The following is a 25244-nucleotide window of genomic DNA, read 5'->3' as shown; positions in this document are numbered from 1 at the left end:
AGCCCAAGAAATAACCAACGGAGTAGCTCCACCGTTTACGTCTACCAACATTGCGTCATTTAATTCTGTAACAGCAGCTTTATTGAAAGCCAACTTGTTGTTTACATTTTGTTTTTTCATTTTCTTAAATTATTTTTAGTTAAATGTGCCTACTCTTTTTGAGGATTTTCGGCTTACTCCTTTTATCTGACTTTTTTAAAACGATTCTGATTTACTGATGAATAATTTAGATCTATTGTTATAACTAAAGCAGTTTGTGCGTCATCATTCATCCTGAAATTGAAATAATTTTAAAAAATATATATTTAATTTGAGGCTTTGTAATCTTGATCGTCAATCAACTAATCCGGATTACTTCATTACAGTTTTTTTGATAGATTATTAGTCTAATGCCCAAGCTACCAAAGCTCCCACCACTGCACTTGCCAATCCGGCACAAGGTCCTGATGAAGCAATAAGTGGAGTAGCACCACCATTTACATCATACAGTTCAGTATCATTCAACTCAACCACAACCGCTTTGTTGAAAGCCAACTTCCCGTTTAAATTTTGCTTTTTCATCTTAATTGAAATTAGTCGTTTTACAATTCTCTAGTAGCCATATACAATCCTACAGAAAGAGCAAACCCTTCCACAGCAGCCCAAGCGATAACCAACGGAGTAGCTCCACCGTTAACATCTAGTAACATTGTATCATTTAATTCAGTAACAGCCGCTTTGTTGAAAGCCAACTTGTTGTTTACATTTTGTTTTTTCATTTTCTTTTTTATTGATTACTCCATAAAATAAATTATTAAAGACATTGCCGCCAGATGTAACAGAGGACTGGTTCCACCATTTATCCCGATTGACTCGGCATCATTTAACTCAGTAATAGCTGACTTATTAAAAGCCAGGGTATTATTTGCATTTTGCTTTTTCATTTTTTATGGCATTTAAATTTAAAATGCTTACTATTTTAAGGATTTTCAGCATCCTCCTTTATGTATTTTTAGGAATTAAGATTTATATCAGGATTAATTAATAAGATGGTATAATGGACTAAAGCAGTCTGCGCATAATTATCCCTGTCAAAAACTTCTTTCTTAAAATTTTTATTAGAACTGGATTACTGTTCTTGTTACTTTAATAGTAACATTAACACATACACATCCTGTACATGTAGGACCGCCAATGATAGTTGAACCGTCTTCTGCCATAACTTCTGCAGCACCACCATTGATGCTTCTTAACATTGAGTCATTTAATTCAGTTACAGATGCTTTGTTGAAAGCTAATTTTCCGTTTAAATTTTCTTTTTTCATTTTACTTGTTTTTAATTATTAGTTATTATTTAATTACTTGATTAATAGAGCCGTGAGCTGAATAACAACTTCATTAAAGGCACTTCCGCCGTTAATTTGTTGCATTAGGGAATCTCTCAATTCGGTAACTACCGCTTTATTAAAAGTCAGTTGGCTACTTTTTTCCAGCTTCTTCATACTATTTCATTGCTTCTTCATGCATCATATCAATAACTTTGATGGTTATGATGATGATACTGATTGAAATACCCACGGTTTCAGTAGATCCACCATGAACATTTGACATTGAAAAATCGTTGAGTTCAGTAACAGCGGCTTTGTTGAAAGCCAACTTGTTATTTACATTTTGCTTTTTCATTTGTAAAGTCCTGGGTTAATTATCGGATAATTGGACGCGTCATTTGGCTAACTGCATCTTTGATGGCATCTCCAATGGCGTCGATAAGATCATTAATTGAAGCACCACCATTGATTTCAGCCAATACATTCTCGTTTAATTCGGTAACAGCCGCTTTATTGAAAGCCAACTTGTTGTTTACATTTTGTTTTTTCATAATCTTTTAAATTACATTTCAGCAACTACTATTGTTAATCTTGTTGTTACAGGAAGGCAAAAACATCCTGAGCAATTATTGCTGCTTGTGATGATTTCCGGTGCCCCACCATTTACAGTTTTCAATGAAGATTCGTTTAATTCGGTAACAGCGGCTTTATTAAAAACCAACTTGTTGTTTACATTTTGCTTTTTCATGATGCTTACAATTGAATAATTGTCTCCTGACGGGTTAATTTGATAGTAACCGGATAACAAACACATCCTGAGCAAGTTTCACCTCCAACGATAGTTGAAGCAATTCCTCCGTTTACTGAAGTCAATAATGAGTCATTCAATTCGATAACAGCTGCTTTATTAAAAGCTAACTTGTTGTTTACATTTTGCTTTTTCATGATGCTTACAGTTGGATAATTGTTTCCTGACGTGTTAATTTGATAGTAACCGGATAGCATACACATCCTGAACAAGTTTCTCCTCCAACGATAGTTGAAGCAATTCCTCCGTTTACTGAAGTCAATAATGAGTCATTCAATTCGATAACAGCTGCTTTATTGAAAGCCAACTTGTTGCTTACATTTTGTTTTTTCATTGTTTTTGTTTTATAGTTTATTAAATTTTATACTTACTGTTTCCGGCCGCAAAACCGAAGAAGACAAATTCATACACAGACAATTGGATCAACAAGTCAAGGGAGCATTTGCTTTACTTTGGGCAATATTTCTCCTGCCTTTAATTCAGACTTGCAAAGCCTAATTAAAAGTTTTGTTTGCCGGTGTTGGTTACACGCAGCCAATCCTAAAATCTGTATTTATTTATTCGGCATCCACGCCTATATCCATCAGAATAATCGTGAATACACTGATTGGGCCAACAACAGTCAAGTAACTGGTTCCTCCGCTTACTGAAGCTAATGCCTGATTATCCAATTCGGTAACAACCGATTTATTAAAAACCAAGCTGCCATATGTTTTTTTACTTTTCATATTACTGAGCCGTTTGTTTGATAGTTCTTGTAATCAGGGTACATAAGCACCCTGTAGAAGGCCAGTCGATAGATCCGTCTGCACCGCCGTTAACTCCCATTAACTGGCTTTCGTTCAATTCAGCAACTACCGTTTTACCAAACCATAATTTACTGTTCTGCTTATCCGTTTTCATTATAAAGTCTGAAATTGATAATTCTCTTCCCTTGTCCAATTACCGTTGCTGCTAGAGATACAAAAAGTACAGCTCATGTCGCTTGGAAGCGTATTCATAGGGTTTGGAAAACGTGTTCCCCCACCAACTTTAATCATTTGGTCTGCATTTAATTCAGTTACAACAGCTTTGTTAAAAGCCAGTTTGTTTGCGTTTTGTTTTTTCATAATGTTTTTAGTTTTATTAATTATCAGATTGTTATATGCGATATTTGGTTCAAATTCTGGATCATGGTCGGTACCGGCATATCTTCAGTACCTTCCACAATTGCTAATGGTTTCAGATCAATCAATTCGACAGACACTGCTTAATTGAAATACAGTGCTTTCATTAATTATTTGATTATACCATTAACCTTTTTAAGCGTTAGCTAATTCCAGTTCTCTTGTTGTGAAACAGCAGTGTCCAGAGGTTTCCAGTGTTCCGCCGTTTACTTCTAACAATGAACTTTCATTTAATTCTAAAAGAGTAGATTTATTAAAGGCCAGAGTGTTTTTTGTGCTAGTTTTCATCTTTTGTCTATTTATAATTCGTTTTGTGTAAAATTCCCGTTGCTGCTTGATATACAGAATGAACAACCGGTTGTCATAATTGTAATTACTGTCATTGGTCCTATTGTTGATGTTGTTGGAATTGCTCCGCCTACAACATTCATTTCAGAACTGTTCAATTCAGTAACGACAGCCTTATTAAAAGCCAATTTGTTATTGTTTTGCTTTTTCATAATTAATGTGTTTACAGTTTATAAAATAATGATATGCAATACCATGACTGCAATCTCTTTAAGAGAAAGCATAAGCAACGTGTAAATCAGTCAAAACTGGATTTAAAAAACTTTTAGTGTAAAATTCATTTCCAAAACATGATTCTTTTCAAAAAAGACTGGATTTGATCCAGAAAGGATTGCTGCGGTACATGCAGATCCTTTTCATTGATTTTGAAAATTGAATTCGAACTTAATCTGTTTCTTTTGTAATTGCTCATTTTCTTTAATCAGACCTATAAGCAATGCTAGTGTAGACATTTTGAATAGTAACTTTTATAGAATAAAAAAATTACTATATTTGCAGAATGTAAATTCTAGCAATAACTTGTTAGGTTTATATTTTGTTAAATTTTCTTATAAAACAGAGTCTTCCACACTCTGTTTTATTTTTTCTGTTTTATTTTGACTTTAGGTGGCTACTTAATTTCACCACCATAAAAAGTCCAAAGCAGAAATAATCAGATTTCCTTCAAATTTCTTCGACAAAGTAAACAGGTTAATTTCGAATAAAAAAACGAACACGCCCCATATTTATAAAATACAGGGCGTGTAGATGAATTTTAAATAATTGATTTGCAGCGATTTAAACTCAAATCTAATTTATTTCATTTATTTTTTTGATATATACCGATGGACTGATTCCAGTGGCTGCTTTGAAGTATTTAGTAAAAGATTCAGGACTTTTATAACCTATTTCTTCGGCAATTGCGCTAATGGAATATGACCTCAATTTAGCATTGTTCTTCAATTCGAGAATGATATAATTTATCCTTAATTCGTTTGCATACGTACTAAAACTCTTTCCTAATTCGGAATTAATAATTTTAGAAAGGTAAGCGGTATTCGTTTTTAGCTTTTTAGCCACATAGTGCAATGTGAAATCCTGTCTTAAAAACTGTTTTTTCTCTTCCAGCTTTATGAGTTTCTCAAGGATATCGGCCACCGTTTCATCTTTTATATTGAAACCTGAATTACTGTTTTGTACTTCGGTATCACCTGTATCAGGTTCTTCATAGTTTAATTCAGATTCCGAATCATCTAAAAATTCATTTTCATTGCTAATTTCCTCTGCAAAAGCTTCAACTTCAGCATCTTCCTGAATGGTATCTTCATATAAATCCTCCGTCTCTATCAAAGAACCTATAATCGGCTCATTAACACTTGAAAGTTGGATATTTTTAGTTTCTTCTTCGTAGTTTCTGATTTTAAAAAGTAATTCATCAAATTTCAGCTGGTTTTGCTTTTCAATTCCCCTTTTATTGATATAAACGACAAATACAACCACAAACAAAATCAAGACTATCAAAAACAAGCCCCATTTCTGGTTAATAAGTGAAGCTTCCCTGTTTTGCAATTCTGAAATATCGATTTTATGCAAGTGGTCGATTGTATCGATTTTTTTCTGTCCTATTTTTTTTGATTTGTCTATAAAAAGTTGGAAATAATAGTTTGATTTTTCTGTATTCCCCAAAAATTTATAGTTTTCAGCCGTCAGATAGTACATCTCTGATAGATATTCGATAGGCATTAACCCAACATCCTTGGAGTCTATCATTTTCAACAAAGTGGTAATTGCCGGATTATAATCCTTCTTTAACGTGAAAATTTTTGAAATATCAATCTGAATAGGTGCAATCACATTGATATTCTCTGTTACTTCTGCAATCTGCAATGCATTTTGCATCACTTTTTCTGCTTCGCCCAATTTTCCTTTATCAATATAGTAAAGTCCAAGTTGCTTTAAGAAATGAATTTCATGCTCTTTCAGATTATTCTCCCTACACTCCTTAATACTTTTATTGATATAGATATAAGCAGAATCAGGTTGTTTCAATTTGATGTAAGACTTAACCAGTCCAAGTTTCACATCAAGCAACCGTACCTCATTAAGATCTTTCTTCAGATTTTCTTTGTATATGACCAATGCTTCATCATACTTTTCCAATTCGAACAGGATACTCGCCTTTTTAATCAGTATGTAATTGTATGTTTTTTCATCATTTGATTCCTGGCATATGGCCAATACCTCATCGTATATATTCAAGGCTCCTTCAAAATCAAACTGATTGAACAAATAATTCCCTTTGTTAACTTTTACAATCAATTCAAAGTCCTTGTCATTACCCGAAACCTGTATGGCTTTATCGAAATAATAAAAAACACTGTCCTTTTCACTTAAGGCTCCGCATAAGTCGGCTAGCATACAATATGTGAAAACAATTTCCTTGGTCTGACCACTGTTTTTTAATGACGATAGTAACTTATGGGAATATTTTTTTGCTTTTTGCGGATTTGCATATATATACTTTTTGATAGAATCATTGATTCTGTCATTTTTTTGAGAAAAAATCGGAGTATTTATGAGAGTTAAAAAAGTGACACAAAATAGCCAGTTTTTTTTATTTAATTCAAGCAACCTATTGAAAATCATTTATTTAAAAAAATTAAAATTATCCATTTTTTATAAATTTAAGGCTTATACATTTTTCCGGTCAGCTTTTTTCAAATAGATTTGGGTATCAAATTAAAAAGCCAAAGATTATGAAAAAAATTAGATTTCAAAAATTAGATTTTAAAAAGATTAACATTGTAGAGTTAAATTCTGAAGAAGCAAGCAAAGTTTATGGGGGAACAGCTGCTGGAATCGATACTGATCCAAGAAGTATTTTCACAGGGAGATATTGCCTTAACGTTCAGGTAGAGTTACAAATAAGTCTTTAAAAGAATTAAAAAAATAAGAAAAAGCCAGGCTCAAGAGTCTGGCTTTTTTTTGTCAACAAATCTGATTTAATTTTTAAAACTTTATTTAATAATTGGGCGTGTGAAATCCTTAGTGACTTCCACAATTGCATCAACTACTGCGTCACAAATACAACCGGAACAACTTCCTCCGTTTACAATATACAGTTGGTCATTGTTTAATTCTGCAACACTGGCTTTTGTAAAAGCCAGTTTGTTAACTGATTTTGATTTTTTCATGACAAATCAATTATGGTAAACAATATTCAGCAATACCAATATAGGCACCAAAAATAGCCCCATAAGCTGCTCCAAAACCAGTTCCTAAGCCAGGAATCACTGATCCGGCTGCAGCTCCGGCCAGTGCTCCTGTTCCTGCTGAACCAATAGTTCCCAATACACATTGTGCACTAATATCTGCACCTCCGGATATAGCATTCAATTCGCCGAATGTTAATTCTGCAGTTTGATCGAAAATCAATTTATTTGTTTTCATAATACTGAATTTAATGGTTTATATTTTAAATTTTCTTCCTTACTCTCTTATGGATTTTCAGGTTACTCCATCTCAAAAAACAGATTAATCAAAAATTGTTTTGATACCAATTGCTACGGCTGCGATACAACCAGTTGATGAAACTGCAGCAGCTTCAACTGCAGCAGCACAAGGCATCGAAGATGTCACAGCAGGAGAAGTACCTCCGTTAATATTATACATTTGATAGTCATTTAGTTCTGCTACATTAGTTTTAGCAAATACAAGCTTGTTTACATTTTGTTTTTTCATTTTCTTATAGTTTTATTTTCCCTACTCTGTTAAAGAATTTTCAGGTTCCTCCTTGCTTTACAAATCAAAAACCAGTTTAATTAGGTCCGCATTCTGTTTCTCTTTCTGTTAATTTGAGCGAAAGTGTATAACCTATAATGTAGGAAAAACACCCAGGTGTTGAACCTCCGTTCACACCATTCAACTCGCTATCATTCAACTCGAAAAGAGCTGTTTTAGTGAAAACCAGTTTGTTTACATTTTGATTTTTCATTTTCATATGGTTTAAATTATTTCCTTACTCTTTATAGGATTTTCAGGTTACTCCTTACAATTGAAATTCCTGACATCATTCAAAATTAAGCTTTACATCGTATCATTTTTTTAATAACCTAAGCGGCTTGGGCATGATATAAACTTCAATCAATAAGTCATAAATCAATTGCTACTCTTTATATTCTATTGCAGAATATTTTTAGGTTTCATTGCATCCACCAATGGGTCACAGCAACAGCCGGAACAGTCAATCCCACCGTTAATAGTTGAGCCGCCGTTGATTTCTGACAACAAAATCTCGTTTAATTCGGTTATTGAAGCTTTTGCAAAAGCCAAAACATTTCCACTTTGTTTTTTCATAATATTCAGATTAATAGATTAATTAGCATTCCCTTCTTCCCCAATAAGTCCTGATGTGAAGATTGCCGGAGTCATGTAAATAACAACCTGTGGATAACCAAAAGCATTTGTTCCTCCAAGTACATCTTCCATTTCTTTACTGTTTAATTCTGCAACTGACTTTTTATCAAAAGCCAACTTGCTGTTTACATTTTGTTTTTTCATAATTGATTATTGCAGAATAATTGTTTCATAATACTCCCCAATAGTACCGGGCCCGTTACTGCTGGCTATACAGTAAGTACATCCTAAAGGATTAGTTGGATACTGATTGTAATACCCGGTTCCTCCTTGGATTTTGTTCAACTCTTCAATGTTCAATTCGGTTACGTTTTTTTTGGCAAAAGCCAATTTGTTTGCATTTTGTTTTTTCATGATTATAAAATTTTAGTTAATTAATTGATTTATGGCAATTGCAACGTCTGTGCAAAATTCACTGCTGCCGAAACGATAGCTGCATTAGTCCCTGCGGGCATGTTTTGTACAAAAGATGCTACTGCCGATTGTATGGCATCTCCCAAACCGGCTCCATGAAAAGCCATCAACTGATCATCGTTCAATTCAACAATGGCTGTTTTTTCAAAAAGCAGTTTGGTATTCGCTGATTGATTTTTCATTGTTCTTAATTTTTGAATTAGTCCCTACTCTTTGACAGGATTTTCAGGTTCTTCCCCGAAAGAATTAATTACTTTAAAAACAATGGTTTAATAAGGATTACACTTTAAAGGATTCTTTTCAGTGCCTCTTTAAGCCTGAAGACAATTAACCTAACTCCGGTTTGCTTATGATCAAGTTCCTCTGGATCATTCAATTCAAAAATTGTATTCCGGTTCAGTCTTTTGTTTTTTTTCAGATGCATTGTTTGTAATTAAAACTTTCTTTCAACAAACAAGCCTTGTGAGAAGTAATGGAAGGGCAAAAACATTTATCAGATTATAATCTGCTTCACCTCTGTACAATAATTCCTTACAACAACTTGCCGGTTTTTATTTTGTTAAATTTTCGGATAAAACAGCATCTTCCACATCTGTTTTAAGCAAGCGAAATTGAATGGCGCCTTATTCATTTTCGTTGAGCCAAAGTAAAAGAGGATTTAGGAAGTAAAAAAATGAGAAACACACCTTTTTATAAAAAAGTGTGCTGAAAAACTAATACAAATAACACAAAATCAAATAATTACACTATTTAGTGTTTTCCATGTGCTGATTGATCTTTTTAATATAAATAGTAGGAGTTATACCGGTTGCTTCCTTAAAATAACGGGTAAAAGCATCAGGCCTTTTGTAACCGATTTCGACTGCAATCGCGTTAACAGAGTAAGATCTTAACCTCGCATTGTTCTTTAATTCGACAATAACATAGTTAATGCGGAGCTCATTGATATAAGTACTGAAGCTTTTCCCCAGTTCGTTATTCACGATTTTAGAAAGATAAGCCGTATTGGTTTTGAGTTTCTTGGCTACGGTATGCAGCGTACACTCCTGTTTCAGGAAGTATTTCTTTTCTTCAAGTTTGACTAAACCTTCAAGGATTTCATTAACGGTTTCATCCTTAATTATGAATCCGGAACTGGTTTCATTAGCATGATTTTCATTAAATTCTTCCAATCCTTCTGATTCTTCATCAGCAGTTACTGAATCAGTATCGGATTCATTTTCGGTGAAAACAGGCTCATTTCCCCCAACTTCAATATAGGTAATGGTGTTTTTGGCTATATGATGTTCCTGATCTTCGGTATAAGATTCCTTTTCGGCATTGCGCTCGGCTTCATATTCATCTATTCTTCTGATAAGACTTTCAAACTTCGATTGGTTTTCACGATCGTTTCTTCTCTTTCTGAAATAAAGAAAAATTACAAAAACACCTAAAACCGAAAAGGCAGTTATTAAAAACCATTTCTGCATAACCAGGGAAGCTTTCTGGCTTTCTATTTCAGAAACATCCATAGAATGCAGGTAATCAATGGTATCAATCTTTTTCTTACCTATTTTTTTGGATTCGGCTATATATTTTTGGTAATACTCATTGGATGATACTGCATTATCTGTCAAACGGTAACTCTCTGCCAGCAAATAGTAGATTTCTACTAAATATTCTACCGGTATGGTATCCGCATTATTTTTCTTTAGTAAACCTTCCAAGGTTGCAATTGCTTCTTTCTTCCTGTCCTCAAGCAGGTACAATTTCGATTTATTGAGCAATACATGATAAATTATATCCTGATCGTTAGTTTGGGTTACCATTGATTCCGCTTCAGCAAAAACTTTTTCAGCTTCACTGAATTTCTTTTTGGCAATCAGGTAAATCCCCTTTTCAACCCGGAAATTAATCCCGAAAACAACATGTTTATGTATTCTCGAGTTCCTGATTCCCGAATCAATGTAGACCAATGCCTGCTCAGGCTGCTTCAATTTTATGTAAGTCCGGGCAATGCTGAGTTGAACCTCCAATCCAATTGCCGGCTCAAAACTTTTAACCTTACTGCTCTTTTTAAAAACTTCTAATGCTTGGCTGTACTTTTCAAGTTCATAATCAATGCGCCCTCTTTTAAACAAAACATATTCGTAAAGACTCTCATTATTATTGCTTTTGGCCAACTCAAGAGATTCATTATAAGTAACAAGTGATGCTTCATAATCAAATTGACAGAAAAAATAATTCGCTTTATTAATCTTGTAAATAAGAACCAGATTATACCTTCCTTTTTCCTCTGCCTTTTGTATTGCCTTATCATAATAATACAATGTGCTGTCTTTCTGCTCCATTGCACTATAAATATCAGCAAGATGAAAATAGGCGTTGCACTCACCGTTGATCAGTTTGTTTTCTTTTGACAGTTTCAATAATTCAAAGCTGTAATGCTTCGCTAATTCTGAATTGTTAAACTGGTATTTAACAATCGAATCATATAATGCCATCTGATCTTGGGCATGGACACTACCTATAATAACAAAAAGAAAAAAAAAGTACTTTTTCATGGTAAACAATTGTAAACACTGGGTATTAGCAAAAACGTTTTTTATAAAAAAAGGTGTTTGTTTTTTATTTTCAAAAGCAGAAAACAATACATTTGAAAAAAAATCAGACAAATATTATGAAAAAAAACAAAGTAGAAAAATTAGCCTTTAAAAAGATTGGTGTTTTAGAACTTAACGGGCAACAATTAATGGAAATCAACGCCGGTGGTATTACAACAAATGGCAGTATTTCAGATCAGAGAACCATAACCACCACTTCTTTGAATTGCAGAACAGAAGACGGTGCACTACCTACAACTAATCCATAAAAAAATGATATGAAAAAAGAAAACAGACTGAAATTACAATTCAACAAGCAATCTGTAACTGAACTGAATGCTGACCAAATGAAAAATTTATATGGTGGTGATAGTGGCATACCAACATCTGACAGAACTGTTTCATCCCTATGTTCAGCTCTTTGCGGAACAGAAGACGGCGGACTACCTCCAACTAATCCATAAAAAAACGATATAAAAAAAGAAAACAGACTGAAATTACAATTCAACAAACAATCTGTAACAGAACTGAATGCAGATCAAATGAAAAAGCTATATGGTGGCGATAGTGATGTGCCAACATCTAACAGAACAATTTCATCCCAATGTTCATCTGTTTGCGGAACAGAAAGCAAAAGTAAATAACACCTAATTAAAAAGGAGAGCCATTGCTCTCCTTCTTATTATATGTAGTAAATTCCTTTTAAAACACCACCCTTACAAAAGGCATCCACGGATCTGAATAAATCCGGTTATCATCATCATACAGCACATTATAACGGATTCCTATCGTAAAATTATTACTGCGGTAACCTGCTCCTATAAATAAAGCTGTGTTCCAAAAATTGTCTTTCATCCCGCCTACACTTTCTTTAAACTCTACATTGGCACGAAGTTGCTCTAATTCAGCCGAAAGTTGTATATAATCTATAGGATTCACAATAGCTCCTACGCTTCCTCCGTAAATCCATGACTCATAATAGTTTTTGTCTTTCGAGTAACTCCCGTTTAAACCCACTCCTAAAGATAAAGTAGGGTTTACATTATAATACATCATCGGGGAAACGGATACATTCGTGTAACGGTTCCCGAAACCAAGTCCTATCCCTCCGCCAAATTGTACTTTCTTCCAGAATTCTCCTTTAGCCTTTGGTATTGAATCGTTTTGTGCTCCGGAAATTGCACTATTAAAAAATATCCCGAAAATAAAAATCATTTTAACAAAGTTCCCACCAATTTTTAACATCATTTTAAATATTTAAAAATTAAACACATAAATGTACTATTTTGTTTAAAAGATTAGCCGAAAAGTTTATACTTTTGCATAAATTTTTTAACCTAAATCGTCCTCAGACCAATATTATGGATAGGTTTTCCTTTTTAAACGCAGCACACACGGCCTTTTTCGCCGATTTATACGAACAATATCTACAAAACCCTGATAGTGTAGAGCCTAGCTGGAGAGCTTTTTTTCAAGGTTTCGACTTCGCAAATGAATTTGGAAGTCCGGTTGACCAGTTAAATGCGATCTCAAATGGTGACGCACCCATCAGCGGTAATGCCGAAAAGTTACAAAAAGAATTCAACGTTCTTAAACTAATTGACGGGTACAGAACCCGTGGACACTTATTCACTAAAACCAATCCGGTACGCGACAGAAGAAATTATGCTCCTGTTTTATCATTGGAAAACTTCGGATTAAGTGATGCCGACTTAAACACTGTTTTCGATGCCGCTAAAGTGGTGAACCTACAACCATGTTCTTTACGCGATATCGTAAAACACCTTGACAATGTATACTGCCAACACATCGGTGTGGAGTATATGTACATCCGTGACCCGAAAGTAATCGACTGGATCCAACGCCGTTTGGATATCAACGACAACTTACCTAATTTCAATACCGACCAAAAGAAACGCATCCTTAAGAAATTAAACGAAGCGGTTTCTTTCGAGAACTTCTTACATACTAAATATGTAGGTCAGAAACGTTTCTCGTTAGAAGGTATCGAATCTGCAATCCCGGCTTTGGATTTCTTAATCGAAGCTGCTGCCGATAAAGGTGTGGAGCAATTCGTAATGGGTATGGCCCACCGTGGACGTTTGAACGTTTTGGCTAATGTTTTCGGAAAACCGACTCAGGATATCTTCTCTGAATTTGACGGAAAAGATTACGACGACGATGCATTGTTTGACGGTGACGTAAAATACCACTTGGGTTTAACGGCCAACAGACAAACCGCTAACGGAAAAAACATCAACATCAATTTAGCACCAAACCCTTCGCACCTTGAAACTGTTGGTGCCGTGATTGAAGGTATTACCCGTGCCAAACAGGATAAATATTACCCACAGGATTTCTCTAAGGTATTGCCTATCGCCGTTCACGGTGACGCTGCCGTAGCCGGTCAGGGTATTGTCTATGAAATCATCCAGATGGCTAAACTGGACGGATATAAAACCAATGGTACCATCCACGTGGTGTTCAACAACCAGGTAGGATTTACCACTAACTATTTAGATGCACGTTCATCTACTTACTGTACCGATATCGCCAAAGTAACCTTATCTCCGGTATTACACGTGAATGCTGACGACGCTGAAGCTGTAGTACACGCTATGTTATTCGCCCTTGAATACCGCATGGAATTCGGGACTGATGTATTCATCGATTTATTGGGATACAGAAAATACGGGCATAACGAAGGTGACGAACCTAAGTTTACACAACCTATTTTATACAAAGCAATTTCAAAACATAAAAACCCAAGAGACATTTATGCTGAACAATTAACAGCAGAAGGTGCCATCGACGGAAATTATGTAAAGTCTCTTGAAGACGAATACAAAGCTTCTTTGGAAGAAAACCTGGAAAACTCACGCAAAAAAGACTTAACGGTAATTTCTCCGTTCATGCAGGATGAGTGGAAAGGTTTCGAACAAGTGGAAGCGGAAGGAATGCTTCAGAAGTATGAGACAAAAGTAAGCAAGGAAGTAATTGACGCTGTTGCCAAAACAGTAACCGAATTGCCATCCGATAAAAAATTCATCAGCAAAATCACAAAACTGATCGGTGACAGAAAAACCATGTATACCGAAACAGATAAACTGGATTGGGCTATGGGTGAAATGTTAGCTTACGGATCTTTATTAACGGAAGGATACGATGTACGTATTTCCGGTCAGGACGTTGAGCGTGGTACATTCTCACACCGTCATGCTGTTATTAAGGTAGAGGATTCAGAAGAAGAAGTAATCTTGTTGAATCACATCCCTAACAAAAAAGGTAATTTCTCAGTATACAACTCACACCTTTCAGAATATGGTGTGTTAGGTTTCGAATACGGTTATGCTTTGGCTAACCCGAATGCCTTAACGATCTGGGAAGCTCAGTTCGGGGATTTCGGAAACGGTGCTCAAATTATGATTGACCAGTACATCTCTGCTGCAGAAGACAAATGGAACAACCAGAATGGTATTGTAATGTTATTACCGCACGGATACGAAAACCAGGGAGCTGAACACTCTTCGGCACGTATGGAGCGTTTCTTACAACTATGTGCACACCATAATATGTATGTAGCCGATTGTACGACACCGGCCAACTTCTTCCACTTATTAAGAAGACAGATGGTAACGAAGTTCCGTAAACCATTAGTAGTAATGACACCTAAGAGTTTACTACGTCACCCGGAAGCGGTTTCTTCGGTAGCTGAATTTACTAACGGTGAATTCCAGGAAGTAATAGACGATGCAAACGTAAATGCTGCTGATATCAAAACATTGGTATTCTGTACGGGTAAATTCTACTACGACTTAAAAGCGGAAAGAGAAGCAAACGGAAGAAACGATGTGGCCTTGGTAAGATTGGAGCAATTGTTCCCGTTACCGGTGGAACAAATGAAAGCCATCATTGCCAAATACCCTAATGCGGATGATTACGTTTGGGCTCAGGAAGAACCAAGAAACATGGGTGCTTACGGATTCATGCTGATGAACTTCAACGAAGTGAAATTCAGAGTGGCATCACCTAAAGCATACAGTGCACCGGCAGCGGGAAGTTATGTACGTTCCAAAAAACGTCATGCCGCGGCTATTGCGATGGTTTTTGACAAAACCTTATTCCAATAAAAATTGTATTTTTGATAAACTGATATATAACAACACTTTATAAAATTATAACCGATGATTTTAGAAATGAAAGTCCCTTCACCGGGAGAGTCAATCAAGGAAGTAGAAATTGCAACTTGGTTAGTAAAAGACGGAGACTATGTAGAAAAAGACCAAGCCATTGCAGAAGTTGATTCAGATAAAGCAACACTGGAATTACCGGCTGAAATGAGCGGAATCATTACGCTTAAAGCAGAAGAAGGTGATACGGTAGCTGTAGGTGCTGTAGTTTGTTTAATCGATACGGATGCAGCTAAACCGGATGCTTCGACAAGCTCAGCAACCGTAAAAGTAGAGGAAGCTCCAAAGGCTGAAGCGCCTAAAGCTGCTCCAGCTGCAGAAACTACGTATGCTACAGGTTCAGCTTCACCGGCTGCCAAAAAAATATTAGCAGAGAAAAACATCGATCCTGCAACTGTATCCGGTACAGGTAAAGCAGGAAGAATCACTACCGAAGATGCAGCAAACGCTGTACCTTCAATGGGAACTCCAACAGGAGGTTCTCGTGGTTCTGAAAGATCAAAATTATCAATGTTACGCCGTAAAGTAGCAGAGCGTTTGGTAGCTGCTAAAAACGAAACAGCGATGTTGACTACTTTCAATGAAGTTGACATGACTGAAATTTATAAATTACGTGATCAGTACAAAGAAGAATTCAAAGCAAAACACCAAATGGGATTAGGCTTTATGTCTTTCTTCACTAAAGCGGTAACACGCGCTTTACAATTGTACCCGGATGTAAACTCAATGATCGACGGTCAGGAGAAAATTTCTTATGACTTCTGTGATATCTCAGTTGCAGTTTCAGGACCAAAAGGATTAATGGTTCCGGTAATGCGTAACGCTGAATTGTTATCTTTCCGTGGTGTGGAAGCTGAAATCAAACGTTTGGCTTTACGTGCACGTGACGGACAAATCACTGTGGATGAAATGACAGGTGGTACATTCACGATTTCTAACGGTGGTGTATTCGGATCGATGTTATCGACTCCTATCATCAACCCTCCTCAGTCTGGTATCCTTGGAATGCACAATGTAGTGGACAGAGCGATCGTTAAAAACGGACAAATCGTTATTGCTCCGGTAATGTTCGTAGCATTGTCTTATGACCACAGAATCATCGACGGACGTGAGTCGGTTGGTTTCTTAGTGGCTGTGAAAGAAGCATTGGAAAACCCAACAGAAATCTTGATGGGTGGTAATCCAAGAAAAGCATTGGAATTGTAGCTTCGACAGGCTCAGCTACCGTTTCAAGATGGTTTAGCCTAACCTATAAAGAATAAAAAACATAAATCCCGAACGGGTCACTGAGGTTCTCGAAGTGACGTTCGGGATTTTTATTTACTACCTATAACGCTGCATAAACTCCGAAGGCGTTTCACCACACTTCTTTTTAAACAGTCGGGAAAAGTAGGCATAATCAGCATACCCTAAATCGGTGGCAATTTCACTGAAACTGAATTTCTGCGTGATCAGTTCGCGCTTGGCTTCCAGAAAAACCCGTTCCAGGATAACATCGGTCGTGGTCTTGTTCACCATATCCTGCGTGATGCGGTTCAGGTGCTTTGGGGAGATGTGCAGCCAATCGGCATATTGCGACGCTGCTTTTTCGGTTTTGTAATGCTGCTCCACCAAACGCTCAAACTGCTGAAACTTTTCGGAATAGGAATTCAATTGCAATTGCTCCAAAACAGCATCTCCTATATATAAACGGGTACTTCCGATATAAACCAATTCGGTCAGGGCGATAATTTTAGGCACCTTCAACACATGGGCCGAAATCCCTTCGCTCAAAATCTGTCCAAACAACCCACTGAAATATGAAAGATCCTTCTCCTCCAGATACAAAACCGGCGGATTCTGGATGCTGTGAAAAAAAGGATAGTGGTTGATCTTCCCACTGGCAAAGTGTACATCATAAAATGATTGCGAGTGCATAAAAATAAATCCGCGGATATCATCCGACAGTTCCCAGTGGTGCATCTGTCCCGGATTCAAAAAGAAAAGACTGCCCGGTTTGATGTCATACGTCACAAAATCAACTTCATGGATACCGCTTCCGTGTGTGAATAGTACAGTCAGGTAAAAACTGTGCTTGTGGGGCTTGTGGATGTTCTTATGCGCCGTAACAATATGGTTTTCCATCGTATTCACATGAAAACCTTCCACTTTATTCCGCCCTTCAAAGTGCTCCAGATTCAGTACCGCAAAATTCTTCATAACCTACTACTCTCTTTTATGTCCTAAAAGTACAAATAGTAGCGTGATTTAGCAATAGACAAACGGCGACATCACCCTACCTTTACCTAAAAAATAAGTCATGTCAACTTTCTTAAATATTATCGGGGAAAAATGTCCAAAATGTCATCAGGGACAGGTATTTGCTAAAAAAGGGAACATCTTTCTTTTTCAATTACCCAAGATGCATACGAACTGTTCACACTGCAACCACAAGTTTGAAAAAGAACCGGGGTATTTCTTCGGATCAATGTTTGTGAGCTATTCGCTTTTAGTAGCCGAAATGGTGGTCTTCTTTTTGATTGCCTTCCAGTTCATCGAGAGCTTCTTAACGATTGTGGGCTTAATTGCAATGCTGGCCGTGATGTGGAGTACCTTCAACTTCCGCCTCTCTCGGATGATCTGGATCTATTTACTCGATGGCCCGAAACGCCGTCTTTAAAATGTGAACTGATAATTGAGTTATGAGTTTTTTGTGATTATCTGATGAATGTATTAAACAAACGCACAAAATTAATCTTTCTTCAAGCAATACTATGGACTAAGTGCTAAGGACTAAGAACTTTAAAACGTGAACTCCAAACTAAATACGGAGAACTACCAATTAAGTTTGGTGAACTACTTACTTAATTAGGTGAACTCCAAACTAAATACAGAGAACTACCAATTAAGTTTGGTGAACTACTTACTTAATTAGGTGAACTCCAAACTAAATACGGAGAACTACCAATTAAGTTTGGTGAACTACTTACTTAATTAGGTGAACTCCAAACTAAATACAGAGAACTACTAATTAAGTTTGGTGAACTACTTACTTAATTAGGTGAACTCCAAACTAAATACAGAGAACTACTAATTAAGTTTGGTGAACTACTTACTTAATTAGTAGTTCTCATTTTCAACTAATTTTTATAAAAATTAAAATTATTTCTTCGGCTTTGAGAATTATTTTATTTATTTACAAATCATTGAATATCTGTGTTTTATAAAATTAAAACAATACTTACCTTCCTCTTTTTGTATACAAAATTGGCTTTGCAAATTAAAAAAATAAGAATATTCCTATAGTTTGGCATGAGTTTTGGTTTTTGATAATTAATCATCTAAATAATAACTAATTAAAAAACGAAAAATCATGGCTAGAAAAAAACTTTCACGTGTACTTGACTTAGAAAAAGCACGCACACGACTGGCGGCAATCAAGAGTATCGAAAATACTTTGGATTTGGGGAGCGGCTTTACTGCCCGCAATTATGAAGATCAGATTAATTCGCTTAATGCTGATCTCGAAGCGTACAACACGGCACTGAGTACCGTAGACAATTTGTACAACAACTGCATCACCAAGATTGATGCGATAAAAGACTGGAACGAACGTATATTGGCCGGAGTAGCCACCAAGTACGGAAAGAACAGCTCACAATATGAAATGGCCGGCGGTGTCAAGAAAAGCGACCGCAAGAAGCCAATACAAAAAAGGATGGATACATAGCGTCCCTGTTTTTGATTGATGATTGCCCGCTCTCCTTAAAAAGAGGCGGGTTTTTTTTGTAATTTTACCAACCCAAATTTGAACTGGAGGGAAAACACAATAACATGAGAGCAAACCTGTCCCTTTTCACCAGACCTTTATTTTTACTGGGTTTGGTACTACTCATTGCCAATGACTTTTATTTAAAATATGCCTTTCCGGGAATAGTGTCCGGAAAACTCTCGGATTTTGCCGGTTTGTTCATTTTCCCGTATTTCTTTTCGGTGTTTTTTGAGAAGAGAACCAAAATTGTTTACGTGGCTACGGCTTTGTATTTTACTTTCTGGAAACTGGAGATTTCACAACCCTATATCGATTGGCTTTCATCACTTACTCATCTTCCGGTTTACCGAACCGTTGATGTAACAGACTTGATTGCTTTATTAATTCTTCCGGTATCCTATCAGTATTTCAGGAAAGAATTAGTGTTGCCGGTAAAAGGGAATTTAGCAATCCAAATGACCGTCATACTAATCAGCGCTTTTTCATTTGTGGCGACAAAATTGCCGGAAGATGTTCCCGTTATTAATATAAAATCCGGAAAAGCGTATATGATCCCGGTATCAAAGGAGCAGTTACAAAAAGAATTCAGCGATCTAATATCAAGCAACACGTTTTATGATTCTTTTTATTTAAATGGATATGAAACAACTATTTATGTAAAGCTAGAAGTAAAAGAATATGACAAAAACAACTCCATAATAATTTTAGAAGAAATCCTAGATTATAGTATTAAAGGTAATCCATCAAGAGAAAAAGAAGAAGAAATAACAAAAAAGTTAAACCGCTTAACACGCAAAGATTTTGAAAAACACTTTAAAGCCCACCTAACGCAAAAGTATGGTTCGGCAAGAACACTTAAATCCGGATTATCAACTCAATAAATCCCAAACTAAATCCGTAACATGAAAGCAAACCTCAACCATTTATACCGTCCCCTTTTTTTACTTGGTTTAGTACTACTCATTACCAATGACTTGTATTTCAAATATGCTTTTCCGGGAAAAATTACAGGAAAACTGTCTGATTTTGCAGGACTTTTCATCTTCCCCTACTTCTTTTCGGTGTTTTTTGTGAGACAGGCCAAATACATTTACATCGCTACCGGATTGTTTTTCATCTACTGGAAACTGGAAATTTCCCAACCATTTATTGATTTTATTTCGGCAATGACAAATCTGCGCTTTTACCGTACGGTTGATTTCACCGATTTATTTGCGTTGCACATCCTACCTTTTTCGTATCACTATTACAGGAAAGAAACACAAACCTCAACAAAACCAAATTTCGCCATCAATGTAATCCTTCTTTTCATTTGCTGCTTTTCGTTTGTGGCCACAACGCTTCCGGAAGAACAGGATATCAGTTTAGACCTTACTTCCGGAAAAGGGTATATTCTTTCGGTAAGCCAACAGGAGATAAACAAGGAATACAACGATCCAAGCCACATGTCCACCGGCAAAGATGCCTTCAGGATTGACGCTTTGGAGACTATGGTATATACCGATATTGAAGTTAAGAAATACGATGAAAAAAAGACTTTGGTCATCCTAAAAAAAATAGACCGTTATACTCTTGAAAAAGCAACACTTTTCGGAAATGACGAAGAAAAGTATGATGCCATGGAAAAATTGCAACTGAAGGATTTTGAAAAATACTATGAAGACCACCTGACCGAAAAATATGGCCCGGTGAAAATCTTACAGCCGAAATAAAACGAAACTTTATACCCAAAAAACAAGCAGAAGAAAATCCCAATCATTTAAAATGATACTTACCGTAAAAAGAGACAGGATTTTTTGTAAGTTTAGTTGCTTTAATCTTAATTACCGGAATTCATCGTTGACATGAGAACAAATTATACCCTTTTCTCCCGACCGCTATTCATACTCGGATTAACACTCCTTATTGTCAATGACTTTTACTTAAAGTATACTTTTCCTGGCATCATTACAGGGAAACTTTCCGACTTTGCCGGACTGTTCATCTTTCCGTATTTCTTCTCGGTTTTTTTTGAAAAAAGGACCAAAATAATTTATATGGCGACCGCCTTGTTTTTTATGTATTGGAAACTGGAAATCGCACAGCCGTTCATTGATTGGCTTTCGTCTGTCAGCAACATTACCTTTTACAGAACAGTTGATAGCACCGATTGGATTGCACTTTTAATTTTACCGGTTTCTTACCGCTATTTCAAACAGGAATTGGCACTACCGGCAAAAGGAAGTTTAGCCATCAATTTTGTCATTATATTGATCAGTGCTTTTTCTTTTGTGGCCACATCGAGAGCAAGATCAATGCCTTCCTTTGAAGTCAATCTTAGTTCAGGAAAAGAATTCATTGTCCCTTACGGCAAAGAAAGAATCATAAAAGAATATTCCTCTTTTACTCAAGAAGAATCAGGTGATACTTACGATTATTTCCCAATAGAAAACACAGCCGCATTGGTTGATGTTGAAATTGAATTAAAGGAATACGACAAAACGAATACAATCATTATCTTAAAAAGAATCATCAACTATCAATTGGATACAGATGAAATTACCAGAAGCCAACAAGAAGATATTGCCCGCATGATGAAATTTACGGCAGAAGATTTTGAAAAAAATTACGAAAAACACTTAATCGAAGAATTTGGTTCGGTAAGAACCTTACCAAAAAAGTAAAACTATGAAAAAAAGCCAGAAACAAGCCGCTATCGGTTTTATCTTCATCACGATGCTTATCGACATCATCGGCTGGGGAATCATTATTCCGGTTATCCCGAAACTAATCCAGGAACTTATTCACGGTGATATCAGTGAAGCCGCAAAATACGGCGGATGGCTGACCTTTGCGTATGCCATTACCCAGTTTGTATGCGCACCATTGGTAGGAAACCTGAGTGATCAATACGGACGCCGGCCGGTATTGCTTTTATCGTTGCTGGGATTCAGTCTGGATTACCTTTTCCTGGCTTTTGCACCTTCAATTGTCTGGTTGTTTGTGGGACGTATTATCGCCGGGATTACCGGAGCGAGTATCACCACGGCTTCGGCTTATATTGCAGACATCAGCACCAATGAAAACCGTGCGAAGAACTTCGGAATGATAGGCGCTGCCTTCGGATTGGGATTCATTATCGGACCGGTTATCGGTGGGTTATTAGGGCAATACGGTTCCCGTGTTCCGTTTTATGCCGCTGCTGTTTTGTGTATGCTGAACTTTTTATACGGTTACTTTATCCTTCCCGAATCGTTGTCTAAGAAACACCGCAGGGAATTTGATATCAAAAGAGCCAATCCTATCGGTTCTTTTATGAGTTTAAAGAAATACCCGAAATTGATCGGACTGGTTATAGCCGTTTTTATTCTGCATACCGCTTCGCATGCCGTACAAAGCAACTGGAGTTTCTTTACCATGTACCAGTTCAAATGGGATGAAAAGATGGTCGGGATTTCGTTGGGAATCATCGGACTGTTAGTAGGTATCGTCCAGGGCGGTTTGATCCGTTGGATTAACCCCAAACTGGGCAACGTAAAAAGTATCTATGTGGGAATGGCTTTATATACAATAGGAATGTTTCTGTTTGGTTTTGCATCAGAAAGCTGGATGATGTTTGCTTTCCTGGTTCCGTACTGCTTGGGCGGAATTGCAGGGCCGGCACTTCAGGCCGTTATCGCTTCACAGGTACCGCCGAATGAACAGGGAGAAATTCAGGGGACTTTAACCAGTTTAATGAGCGCATCGGCCATTGTAGGTCCGCCCCTGATGTCAAGTGTATTTTATTACTTTACCCATGACGAGGCACCTTTCAAATTTGCAGGAGCACCGTTTATATTAGGCGGACTGGGAATGCTGTTGAGTACCTTTGTAGCTTATTTTGCATTGAAGAAACACCATGCTACAGAACCTATTCTTGAAGTTGCAGAAGTAGAAGAAGCATAAAAAATAAAAAAGCCCGCCCTGTGATTAAAACAAGGCGGGCTTTCTTTTTGTACTATTTTCTTAGTGTTTCACCACTTTAATCGTCTTTTGCTGTTGGCCGGCTTTCAGTTTAATGAAATACATTCCGTTAGCCAGTGACGTCAAATCTACGGTAGCATTCAGATTAGTTACTGTCTTTTTGAAAAGAACTTTACCCGAAACATCCATTACTTCTGCTGAATCAACAGCCACATTACTATCGTTCATTGCAATATTTACGATTCCGTTAGTCGGATTCGGATACAAAACAAAAGCCTCTTTACTGAAGGTATCAGTACTTAACGAATTCACGAATTCGGTGTTACAGACATCCGTTACAATGGGCGGATTGAAATCAAAATAGATCGAAGCCGTGTTCGGGATAATATCACCTATTGCATAACCGGCTTTCGGTTTTACTCTAAACGTAATATACCCGTGACCGATGTTTGTATTGGCAACAGAAGGCGGTAATTGAATCGCATCGAATTTCCAGTTCAATACATTGTTTTTACGCTCCAGAACATAAGAATGGCTCGTACTGATCGTTTCAACAGTTGTTTCATCCAACTTACCATCCAATACATCATTCACCTTTACATTCACGGCTTCATAGTTTCCGGTATTTTCAAAACGGATGGTATACTTCAGGTAATCACCGGAAGAAAACTGGGCATGTACAATTTTACCCCCATGACTTTCAGTCTTGTCATTCGGATCATAAGGCCCTACAATAATCTGTGTAAGATTACTGCTGTTGTTTTGTGCATTTATGTCTCCTGCAACACCGCTTGAAGCAATACTGTTCGTAAGTGTTTGTCCCAAAGTGACCGTAGGAATCGTTGGCACTTGCATATCAACCGTGATATACCGTATCTGGTTAGGCATCAGGTTTGTGAAGTTATAGGTAAATCCGTTCGCAATAGGAGTTGTTCCTGATTGTGAAACTGAACTTATACTCACTGCAGCATCATGGGTAAACGTCAAAGTTCCGTTTGCAATCGTTGTATTCCCGCTGTTCTTATAAGCAATCTGGTTTTTATAAGTAAATCCCGGCCTTGGTGCTGTTAAATAAGGAATTACATTCACACCCAAATCGGTGTATGGCATTTCGGTTAACGCAAAATTAAGCGTCGTGATTCCTGAATTGGCAGGAACCGATATATTATTATAAGTAGCATTTACAATACTGTATCGTGGCAATAACTCAGGACGGATTGCATACGTTACATTATAAACAGATGAAGGGTTTGATTCGTAAACCGTGTATCTGCCGCTTGCCGAACTCACAGAAGTAACCGGACCACTATTAATATGATAATTAAAAGTACCGGCATCCACATTGGTTTCACCTGCTTCCTGGGTACCGTTGTTATTGGTATCCACAAAAGCATTCATCCGGATACCGCTTGAAATATTCAGGGTTGTCAAAACACTTGTTTGGTTCGCAGCTGTTGAGCCATCATAATCAGCATCTGCAATAAAACCGGCATTGACATATCCGTTGTTAATATCGTTTTGGGTAATCACGTGTCTGGCCGTATAAGCCGTTGCGTTTGTAGCTCCGACATTTAAAGTAGCGATTGGACTACCTGTAATCTCTGCATTCGATCCCGAAACAGTCACATTCGTCATGGCAGAGTACCCATTATTGGTAAGACTGATTTGGTAATCCACAACGTCCCCAACACTGGTAAATCCGTCCCCGTTCAAATCAACATATTGATTTTGTACATTTAAATCTATGAACGAAATATTAGCACTGGTCACAGCAACACACCCGTTACTATCGTAGACATACAGATCATAAAAACCCGGATCAGGAACAACAAATACACCGAAACTTTGTGTAACGGGTGCCGTACCATTACTGGAGGATATTAAAGTATAGGTAAATGGTGGTGTCCCCCCTGTTACTAAAGCTGTTATTTGCAAACCGGATATGGTATGTGTCAGATTGATAGGCTGTGGACTCAAAATAGTAGCATTAAGCGTTACGGTAGCATTATCGGAATCGGTAACAAGAACTGTATATGTTCCGGCTGGCAATCTTGAAAAGACAAAAGTATTGGGATTAAAAACTTGAGGAGACAATGCTACAGGTGCCAAACTAACAAAGTAAGGCGCAGTGCCACCTGACACATTGATGGTTATTCCTCCGTCATTTGAACCGGAACACAAAATATTCTGAATTGTTGTGGTAACCGTAAGTTGGCTATAGATTGCATTACAACTAAACAATACAATTAATAAACATATTTTTTTTATCATAGATTGGGTTTTGTAGACTTGAAAGCAAGCAAAAGTAAAAAAAAGCCCGGATGGTTACGGACTTTCTTTT

At 36.9% G+C, this 25244-nt stretch carries 41 protein-coding genes; 12 read left to right on the top strand and 29 right to left on the bottom strand.

The features are described from left to right. The 17 genes from NAT51_RS19830 to NAT51_RS17875 all read right to left on the bottom strand — a co-directional run. Positions 1 to 120, bottom strand: a 120-nt coding sequence (locus NAT51_RS19830; protein ID WP_394799710.1) for a class I lanthipeptide, incomplete at its 3' end; no start/stop codon positions are given. Between the two features lie 261 nt (positions 121 to 381). Continuing rightward, the gene (locus NAT51_RS17950) at positions 382 to 561 is read right to left on the bottom strand and encodes a class IIb bacteriocin, lactobin A/cerein 7B family (RefSeq protein WP_250601169.1); all 180 of its coding nucleotides are present in this window, start codon (positions 559 to 561) and stop codon (positions 382 to 384) included. 20 nt (positions 562 to 581) lie between these two features. Beyond that, the gene (locus NAT51_RS17945) at positions 582 to 758 is read right to left on the bottom strand and encodes a class I lanthipeptide (protein WP_250601167.1); all 177 of its coding nucleotides are present in this window, start codon (positions 756 to 758) and stop codon (positions 582 to 584) included. 15 nt (positions 759 to 773) lie between these two features. Continuing rightward, positions 774 to 923 carry a class I lanthipeptide gene (locus tag NAT51_RS17940; RefSeq protein ID WP_250601165.1) on the bottom strand — a complete coding sequence of 50 codons (150 nt, stop codon included), beginning with the start codon at positions 921 to 923 and terminating at the stop codon, positions 774 to 776. Between the two features lie 174 nt (positions 924 to 1097). Continuing rightward, positions 1098 to 1304 carry a class I lanthipeptide gene (locus tag NAT51_RS17935; RefSeq protein ID WP_250601163.1) on the bottom strand — a complete coding sequence of 69 codons (207 nt, stop codon included), beginning with the start codon at positions 1302 to 1304 and terminating at the stop codon, positions 1098 to 1100. Between the two features lie 33 nt (positions 1305 to 1337). Then, positions 1338 to 1481 carry a class I lanthipeptide gene (locus NAT51_RS17930; protein WP_250601161.1) on the bottom strand — a complete coding sequence of 48 codons (144 nt, stop codon included), beginning with the start codon at positions 1479 to 1481 and terminating at the stop codon, positions 1338 to 1340. A 1-nt stretch (position 1482) separates the two neighbouring features. Further along, positions 1483 to 1662, bottom strand: a complete 180-nt coding sequence (locus tag NAT51_RS17925) for a class I lanthipeptide (protein ID WP_250601159.1) — start codon at positions 1660 to 1662, stop codon at positions 1483 to 1485. Positions 1663 to 1681: 19 nt separating this feature from the next. Further along, positions 1682 to 1858, bottom strand: a complete 177-nt coding sequence (locus tag NAT51_RS17920) for a class I lanthipeptide (RefSeq protein WP_250601157.1) — start codon at positions 1856 to 1858, stop codon at positions 1682 to 1684. Between the two features lie 11 nt (positions 1859 to 1869). Next, a complete protein-coding gene (locus NAT51_RS17915) occupies positions 1870 to 2055 on the bottom strand; it encodes a class I lanthipeptide (protein ID WP_250601155.1) in 186 nt (61 codons plus the stop codon). Between the two features lie 5 nt (positions 2056 to 2060). Next, complete coding sequence (locus NAT51_RS17910) at positions 2061 to 2252, bottom strand: class I lanthipeptide (RefSeq protein ID WP_250601153.1); 192 nt, start codon at positions 2250 to 2252, stop codon at positions 2061 to 2063. 5 nt (positions 2253 to 2257) lie between these two features. Further along, a complete protein-coding gene (locus NAT51_RS17905) occupies positions 2258 to 2449 on the bottom strand; it encodes a class I lanthipeptide (RefSeq protein WP_250601151.1) in 192 nt (63 codons plus the stop codon). 223 nt (positions 2450 to 2672) lie between these two features. Then, positions 2673 to 2843 (bottom strand): class I lanthipeptide, encoded by a 171-nt coding sequence (locus tag NAT51_RS17900; protein ID WP_250601149.1) that lies wholly within the window; start codon positions 2841 to 2843, stop codon positions 2673 to 2675. 1 nt (position 2844) lies between these two features. Next, positions 2845 to 3018: a class I lanthipeptide gene (locus NAT51_RS17895; protein ID WP_250601147.1), complete on the bottom strand. Its 174-nt coding sequence runs from the start codon at positions 3016 to 3018 to the stop codon at positions 2845 to 2847. Then, positions 3018 to 3224, bottom strand: coding sequence for a class I lanthipeptide (locus NAT51_RS17890; RefSeq protein ID WP_250601145.1), 207 nt, complete (start codon positions 3222 to 3224; stop codon positions 3018 to 3020). The genes NAT51_RS17895 and NAT51_RS17890 overlap by 1 nt, the downstream gene beginning before the upstream one ends. Before the next feature lie 192 nt (positions 3225 to 3416). After that, entirely contained in the window at positions 3417 to 3569 is a 153-nt protein-coding gene (locus tag NAT51_RS17885; protein WP_250601143.1) for a hypothetical protein, read from the bottom strand. A gap of 11 nt (positions 3570 to 3580) precedes the next feature. After that, on the bottom strand, positions 3581 to 3781 hold the full coding sequence (locus tag NAT51_RS17880; protein WP_250601141.1) for a class I lanthipeptide: 201 nt from the start codon (positions 3779 to 3781) through the stop codon (positions 3581 to 3583). 637 nt (positions 3782 to 4418) lie between these two features. Next, entirely contained in the window at positions 4419 to 6026 is a 1608-nt protein-coding gene (locus NAT51_RS17875) for a helix-turn-helix domain-containing protein (protein WP_250601139.1), read from the bottom strand. 338 nt (positions 6027 to 6364) lie between these two features. Here NAT51_RS17875 and NAT51_RS17870 point away from each other — a divergent pair, with 338 nt between their 5' ends. After that, positions 6365 to 6544 carry a hypothetical protein gene (locus NAT51_RS17870; RefSeq protein WP_250601137.1) on the top strand — a complete coding sequence of 60 codons (180 nt, stop codon included), beginning with the start codon at positions 6365 to 6367 and terminating at the stop codon, positions 6542 to 6544. An 81-nt stretch (positions 6545 to 6625) separates the two neighbouring features. Here the strand turns inward: NAT51_RS17870 and NAT51_RS17865 are convergent, their stop codons facing one another. From NAT51_RS17865 to NAT51_RS17825, 9 genes are all read right to left on the bottom strand, one after another. Further along, a complete protein-coding gene (locus tag NAT51_RS17865) occupies positions 6626 to 6802 on the bottom strand; it encodes a class I lanthipeptide (RefSeq protein WP_250601135.1) in 177 nt (58 codons plus the stop codon). 10 nt (positions 6803 to 6812) lie between these two features. Further along, on the bottom strand, positions 6813 to 7058 hold the full coding sequence (locus NAT51_RS17860) for a Blp family class II bacteriocin (RefSeq protein WP_250601133.1): 246 nt from the start codon (positions 7056 to 7058) through the stop codon (positions 6813 to 6815). A gap of 84 nt (positions 7059 to 7142) precedes the next feature. Further along, positions 7143 to 7349: a class I lanthipeptide gene (locus NAT51_RS17855; RefSeq protein WP_250601131.1), complete on the bottom strand. Its 207-nt coding sequence runs from the start codon at positions 7347 to 7349 to the stop codon at positions 7143 to 7145. A 76-nt stretch (positions 7350 to 7425) separates the two neighbouring features. Then, a complete protein-coding gene (locus NAT51_RS17850) occupies positions 7426 to 7602 on the bottom strand; it encodes a class I lanthipeptide (RefSeq protein ID WP_250601129.1) in 177 nt (58 codons plus the stop codon). A 185-nt stretch (positions 7603 to 7787) separates the two neighbouring features. Continuing rightward, complete coding sequence (locus NAT51_RS17845) at positions 7788 to 7964, bottom strand: hypothetical protein (RefSeq protein WP_250601127.1); 177 nt, start codon at positions 7962 to 7964, stop codon at positions 7788 to 7790. 18 nt (positions 7965 to 7982) lie between these two features. Further along, on the bottom strand, positions 7983 to 8168 hold the full coding sequence (locus NAT51_RS17840; protein WP_250601125.1) for a class I lanthipeptide: 186 nt from the start codon (positions 8166 to 8168) through the stop codon (positions 7983 to 7985). Between the two features lie 6 nt (positions 8169 to 8174). Continuing rightward, entirely contained in the window at positions 8175 to 8378 is a 204-nt protein-coding gene (locus tag NAT51_RS17835) for a class I lanthipeptide (RefSeq protein ID WP_250601123.1), read from the bottom strand. Between the two features lie 29 nt (positions 8379 to 8407). After that, positions 8408 to 8620 carry a class I lanthipeptide gene (locus NAT51_RS17830; protein ID WP_250601121.1) on the bottom strand — a complete coding sequence of 71 codons (213 nt, stop codon included), beginning with the start codon at positions 8618 to 8620 and terminating at the stop codon, positions 8408 to 8410. 564 nt (positions 8621 to 9184) lie between these two features. Beyond that, positions 9185 to 10981 carry a helix-turn-helix domain-containing protein gene (locus NAT51_RS17825; protein ID WP_250601119.1) on the bottom strand — a complete coding sequence of 599 codons (1797 nt, stop codon included), beginning with the start codon at positions 10979 to 10981 and terminating at the stop codon, positions 9185 to 9187. A 116-nt stretch (positions 10982 to 11097) separates the two neighbouring features. Here NAT51_RS17825 and NAT51_RS17820 point away from each other — a divergent pair, with 116 nt between their 5' ends. The 3 genes from NAT51_RS17820 to NAT51_RS19825 are packed head-to-tail and all read left to right on the top strand — an operon-like array spanning position 11098 to position 11664. Continuing rightward, entirely contained in the window at positions 11098 to 11289 is a 192-nt protein-coding gene (locus NAT51_RS17820; RefSeq protein WP_250601117.1) for a hypothetical protein, read from the top strand. 9 nt (positions 11290 to 11298) lie between these two features. Continuing rightward, positions 11299 to 11484: a class I lanthipeptide gene (locus NAT51_RS17815; RefSeq protein WP_250601115.1), complete on the top strand. Its 186-nt coding sequence runs from the start codon at positions 11299 to 11301 to the stop codon at positions 11482 to 11484. Between the two features lie 9 nt (positions 11485 to 11493). Beyond that, positions 11494 to 11664 (top strand): class I lanthipeptide, encoded by a 171-nt coding sequence (locus tag NAT51_RS19825; protein ID WP_394799709.1) that lies wholly within the window; start codon positions 11494 to 11496, stop codon positions 11662 to 11664. A 58-nt stretch (positions 11665 to 11722) separates the two neighbouring features. Here the strand turns inward: NAT51_RS19825 and NAT51_RS17810 are convergent, their stop codons facing one another. Continuing rightward, complete coding sequence (locus NAT51_RS17810) at positions 11723 to 12268, bottom strand: hypothetical protein (protein WP_250601113.1); 546 nt, start codon at positions 12266 to 12268, stop codon at positions 11723 to 11725. Positions 12269 to 12381: 113 nt separating this feature from the next. Here NAT51_RS17810 and NAT51_RS17805 point away from each other — a divergent pair, with 113 nt between their 5' ends. After that, complete coding sequence (locus NAT51_RS17805) at positions 12382 to 15150, top strand: 2-oxoglutarate dehydrogenase E1 component (RefSeq protein WP_250601111.1); 2769 nt, start codon at positions 12382 to 12384, stop codon at positions 15148 to 15150. Between the two features lie 54 nt (positions 15151 to 15204). After that, positions 15205 to 16416 (top strand): 2-oxoglutarate dehydrogenase complex dihydrolipoyllysine-residue succinyltransferase, encoded by a 1212-nt coding sequence (gene odhB, locus NAT51_RS17800; RefSeq protein WP_250601109.1) that lies wholly within the window; start codon positions 15205 to 15207, stop codon positions 16414 to 16416. A 117-nt stretch (positions 16417 to 16533) separates the two neighbouring features. On the opposite strand, the gene NAT51_RS17795 is transcribed toward odhB, so the two are convergent. Further along, complete coding sequence (locus NAT51_RS17795) at positions 16534 to 17409, bottom strand: helix-turn-helix domain-containing protein (RefSeq protein ID WP_250601107.1); 876 nt, start codon at positions 17407 to 17409, stop codon at positions 16534 to 16536. Positions 17410 to 17509: 100 nt separating this feature from the next. Here NAT51_RS17795 and NAT51_RS17790 point away from each other — a divergent pair, with 100 nt between their 5' ends. From NAT51_RS17790 to NAT51_RS17765, 6 genes are all read left to right on the top strand, one after another. Continuing rightward, complete coding sequence (locus tag NAT51_RS17790) at positions 17510 to 17869, top strand: DUF983 domain-containing protein (protein ID WP_250601106.1); 360 nt, start codon at positions 17510 to 17512, stop codon at positions 17867 to 17869. Between the two features lie 693 nt (positions 17870 to 18562). Then, entirely contained in the window at positions 18563 to 18919 is a 357-nt protein-coding gene (locus NAT51_RS17785; protein WP_250601104.1) for a hypothetical protein, read from the top strand. Positions 18920 to 19023: 104 nt separating this feature from the next. Further along, entirely contained in the window at positions 19024 to 19842 is an 819-nt protein-coding gene (locus tag NAT51_RS17780) for a hypothetical protein (RefSeq protein WP_250601102.1), read from the top strand. Positions 19843 to 19863: 21 nt separating this feature from the next. After that, positions 19864 to 20673, top strand: coding sequence for a hypothetical protein (locus NAT51_RS17775; RefSeq protein WP_250601100.1), 810 nt, complete (start codon positions 19864 to 19866; stop codon positions 20671 to 20673). 132 nt (positions 20674 to 20805) lie between these two features. Next, on the top strand, positions 20806 to 21624 hold the full coding sequence (locus NAT51_RS17770) for a hypothetical protein (protein WP_250601099.1): 819 nt from the start codon (positions 20806 to 20808) through the stop codon (positions 21622 to 21624). A gap of 4 nt (positions 21625 to 21628) precedes the next feature. Next, entirely contained in the window at positions 21629 to 22885 is a 1257-nt protein-coding gene (locus NAT51_RS17765; RefSeq protein WP_250601097.1) for a TCR/Tet family MFS transporter, read from the top strand. A 60-nt stretch (positions 22886 to 22945) separates the two neighbouring features. Here the strand turns inward: NAT51_RS17765 and NAT51_RS17760 are convergent, their stop codons facing one another. Then, positions 22946 to 25174 carry a DUF7619 domain-containing protein gene (locus NAT51_RS17760; RefSeq protein ID WP_250601096.1) on the bottom strand — a complete coding sequence of 743 codons (2229 nt, stop codon included), beginning with the start codon at positions 25172 to 25174 and terminating at the stop codon, positions 22946 to 22948. Positions 25175 to 25244 lie beyond the last annotated feature (70 nt).

It is taken from the genome of Flavobacterium amniphilum (assembly GCF_023634845.1).
Classification (GTDB): domain Bacteria; phylum Bacteroidota; class Bacteroidia; order Flavobacteriales; family Flavobacteriaceae; genus Flavobacterium; species Flavobacterium amniphilum.
Note: the sequence above shows the minus strand (reverse complement) of the source record. Positions and strands in the feature narration are given on the sequence as shown.

Coding starts and splice junctions, on each gene's coding strand:
- NAT51_RS17760 (WP_250601096.1), bottom strand. CDS start 25,174: ATGATAAAAAAAATATGTTTATTAATTGTATTGTTTAGTTGTAATGCA.
- NAT51_RS17780 (WP_250601102.1), top strand. CDS start 19,024: ATGAGAGCAAACCTGTCCCTTTTCACCAGACCTTTATTTTTACTGGGT.
- NAT51_RS17785 (WP_250601104.1), top strand. CDS start 18,563: ATGGCTAGAAAAAAACTTTCACGTGTACTTGACTTAGAAAAAGCACGC.
- NAT51_RS17915 (WP_250601155.1), bottom strand. CDS start 2,055: ATGAAAAAGCAAAATGTAAACAACAAGTTGGTTTTTAATAAAGCCGCT.
- NAT51_RS17805 (WP_250601111.1), top strand. CDS start 12,382: ATGGATAGGTTTTCCTTTTTAAACGCAGCACACACGGCCTTTTTCGCC.
- NAT51_RS17860 (WP_250601133.1), bottom strand. CDS start 7,058: ATGAAAACAAATAAATTGATTTTCGATCAAACTGCAGAATTAACATTC.
- NAT51_RS17765 (WP_250601097.1), top strand. CDS start 21,629: ATGAAAAAAAGCCAGAAACAAGCCGCTATCGGTTTTATCTTCATCACG.
- NAT51_RS17850 (WP_250601129.1), bottom strand. CDS start 7,602: ATGAAAAATCAAAATGTAAACAAACTGGTTTTCACTAAAACAGCTCTT.
- NAT51_RS17895 (WP_250601147.1), bottom strand. CDS start 3,018: ATGAAAACGGATAAGCAGAACAGTAAATTATGGTTTGGTAAAACGGTA.
- NAT51_RS17775 (WP_250601100.1), top strand. CDS start 19,864: ATGAAAGCAAACCTCAACCATTTATACCGTCCCCTTTTTTTACTTGGT.
- NAT51_RS17950 (WP_250601169.1), bottom strand. CDS start 561: ATGAAAAAGCAAAATTTAAACGGGAAGTTGGCTTTCAACAAAGCGGTT.
- NAT51_RS17890 (WP_250601145.1), bottom strand. CDS start 3,224: ATGAAAAAACAAAACGCAAACAAACTGGCTTTTAACAAAGCTGTTGTA.
- NAT51_RS17885 (WP_250601143.1), bottom strand. CDS start 3,569: ATGAAAACTAGCACAAAAAACACTCTGGCCTTTAATAAATCTACTCTT.
- NAT51_RS17935 (WP_250601163.1), bottom strand. CDS start 1,304: ATGAAAAAAGAAAATTTAAACGGAAAATTAGCTTTCAACAAAGCATCT.
- NAT51_RS17855 (WP_250601131.1), bottom strand. CDS start 7,349: ATGAAAAAACAAAATGTAAACAAGCTTGTATTTGCTAAAACTAATGTA.
- NAT51_RS17795 (WP_250601107.1), bottom strand. CDS start 17,409: ATGAAGAATTTTGCGGTACTGAATCTGGAGCACTTTGAAGGGCGGAAT.
- NAT51_RS17875 (WP_250601139.1), bottom strand. CDS start 6,026: ATGCTAGCCGACTTATGCGGAGCCTTAAGTGAAAAGGACAGTGTTTTT.
- NAT51_RS17830 (WP_250601121.1), bottom strand. CDS start 8,620: ATGAAAAATCAATCAGCGAATACCAAACTGCTTTTTGAAAAAACAGCC.
- NAT51_RS17925 (WP_250601159.1), bottom strand. CDS start 1,662: ATGAAAAAGCAAAATGTAAATAACAAGTTGGCTTTCAACAAAGCCGCT.
- NAT51_RS17910 (WP_250601153.1), bottom strand. CDS start 2,252: ATGAAAAAGCAAAATGTAAACAACAAGTTAGCTTTTAATAAAGCAGCT.
- NAT51_RS17840 (WP_250601125.1), bottom strand. CDS start 8,168: ATGAAAAAACAAAATGTAAACAGCAAGTTGGCTTTTGATAAAAAGTCA.
- NAT51_RS17815 (WP_250601115.1), top strand. CDS start 11,299: ATGAAAAAAGAAAACAGACTGAAATTACAATTCAACAAGCAATCTGTA.
- NAT51_RS17790 (WP_250601106.1), top strand. CDS start 17,510: ATGTCAACTTTCTTAAATATTATCGGGGAAAAATGTCCAAAATGTCAT.
- NAT51_RS17940 (WP_250601165.1), bottom strand. CDS start 923: ATGAAAAAGCAAAATGCAAATAATACCCTGGCTTTTAATAAGTCAGCT.
- NAT51_RS17835 (WP_250601123.1), bottom strand. CDS start 8,378: ATGAAAAAACAAAATGCAAACAAATTGGCTTTTGCCAAAAAAAACGTA.
- NAT51_RS17770 (WP_250601099.1), top strand. CDS start 20,806: ATGAGAACAAATTATACCCTTTTCTCCCGACCGCTATTCATACTCGGA.
- NAT51_RS17810 (WP_250601113.1), bottom strand. CDS start 12,268: ATGATGTTAAAAATTGGTGGGAACTTTGTTAAAATGATTTTTATTTTC.
- NAT51_RS17945 (WP_250601167.1), bottom strand. CDS start 758: ATGAAAAAACAAAATGTAAACAACAAGTTGGCTTTCAACAAAGCGGCT.
- NAT51_RS17880 (WP_250601141.1), bottom strand. CDS start 3,781: ATGAAAAAGCAAAACAATAACAAATTGGCTTTTAATAAGGCTGTCGTT.
- NAT51_RS17820 (WP_250601117.1), top strand. CDS start 11,098: ATGAAAAAAAACAAAGTAGAAAAATTAGCCTTTAAAAAGATTGGTGTT.
- NAT51_RS17825 (WP_250601119.1), bottom strand. CDS start 10,981: ATGAAAAAGTACTTTTTTTTTCTTTTTGTTATTATAGGTAGTGTCCAT.
- NAT51_RS17845 (WP_250601127.1), bottom strand. CDS start 7,964: ATGAAAAAACAAAGTGGAAATGTTTTGGCTTTTGCAAAAGCTTCAATA.
- odhB (WP_250601109.1), top strand. CDS start 15,205: ATGATTTTAGAAATGAAAGTCCCTTCACCGGGAGAGTCAATCAAGGAA.
- NAT51_RS17920 (WP_250601157.1), bottom strand. CDS start 1,858: ATGAAAAAACAAAATGTAAACAACAAGTTGGCTTTCAATAAAGCGGCT.
- NAT51_RS17900 (WP_250601149.1), bottom strand. CDS start 2,843: ATGAAAAGTAAAAAAACATATGGCAGCTTGGTTTTTAATAAATCGGTT.
- NAT51_RS17905 (WP_250601151.1), bottom strand. CDS start 2,449: ATGAAAAAACAAAATGTAAGCAACAAGTTGGCTTTCAATAAAGCAGCT.
- NAT51_RS17930 (WP_250601161.1), bottom strand. CDS start 1,481: ATGAAGAAGCTGGAAAAAAGTAGCCAACTGACTTTTAATAAAGCGGTA.
- NAT51_RS17870 (WP_250601137.1), top strand. CDS start 6,365: ATGAAAAAAATTAGATTTCAAAAATTAGATTTTAAAAAGATTAACATT.
- NAT51_RS17865 (WP_250601135.1), bottom strand. CDS start 6,802: ATGAAAAAATCAAAATCAGTTAACAAACTGGCTTTTACAAAAGCCAGT.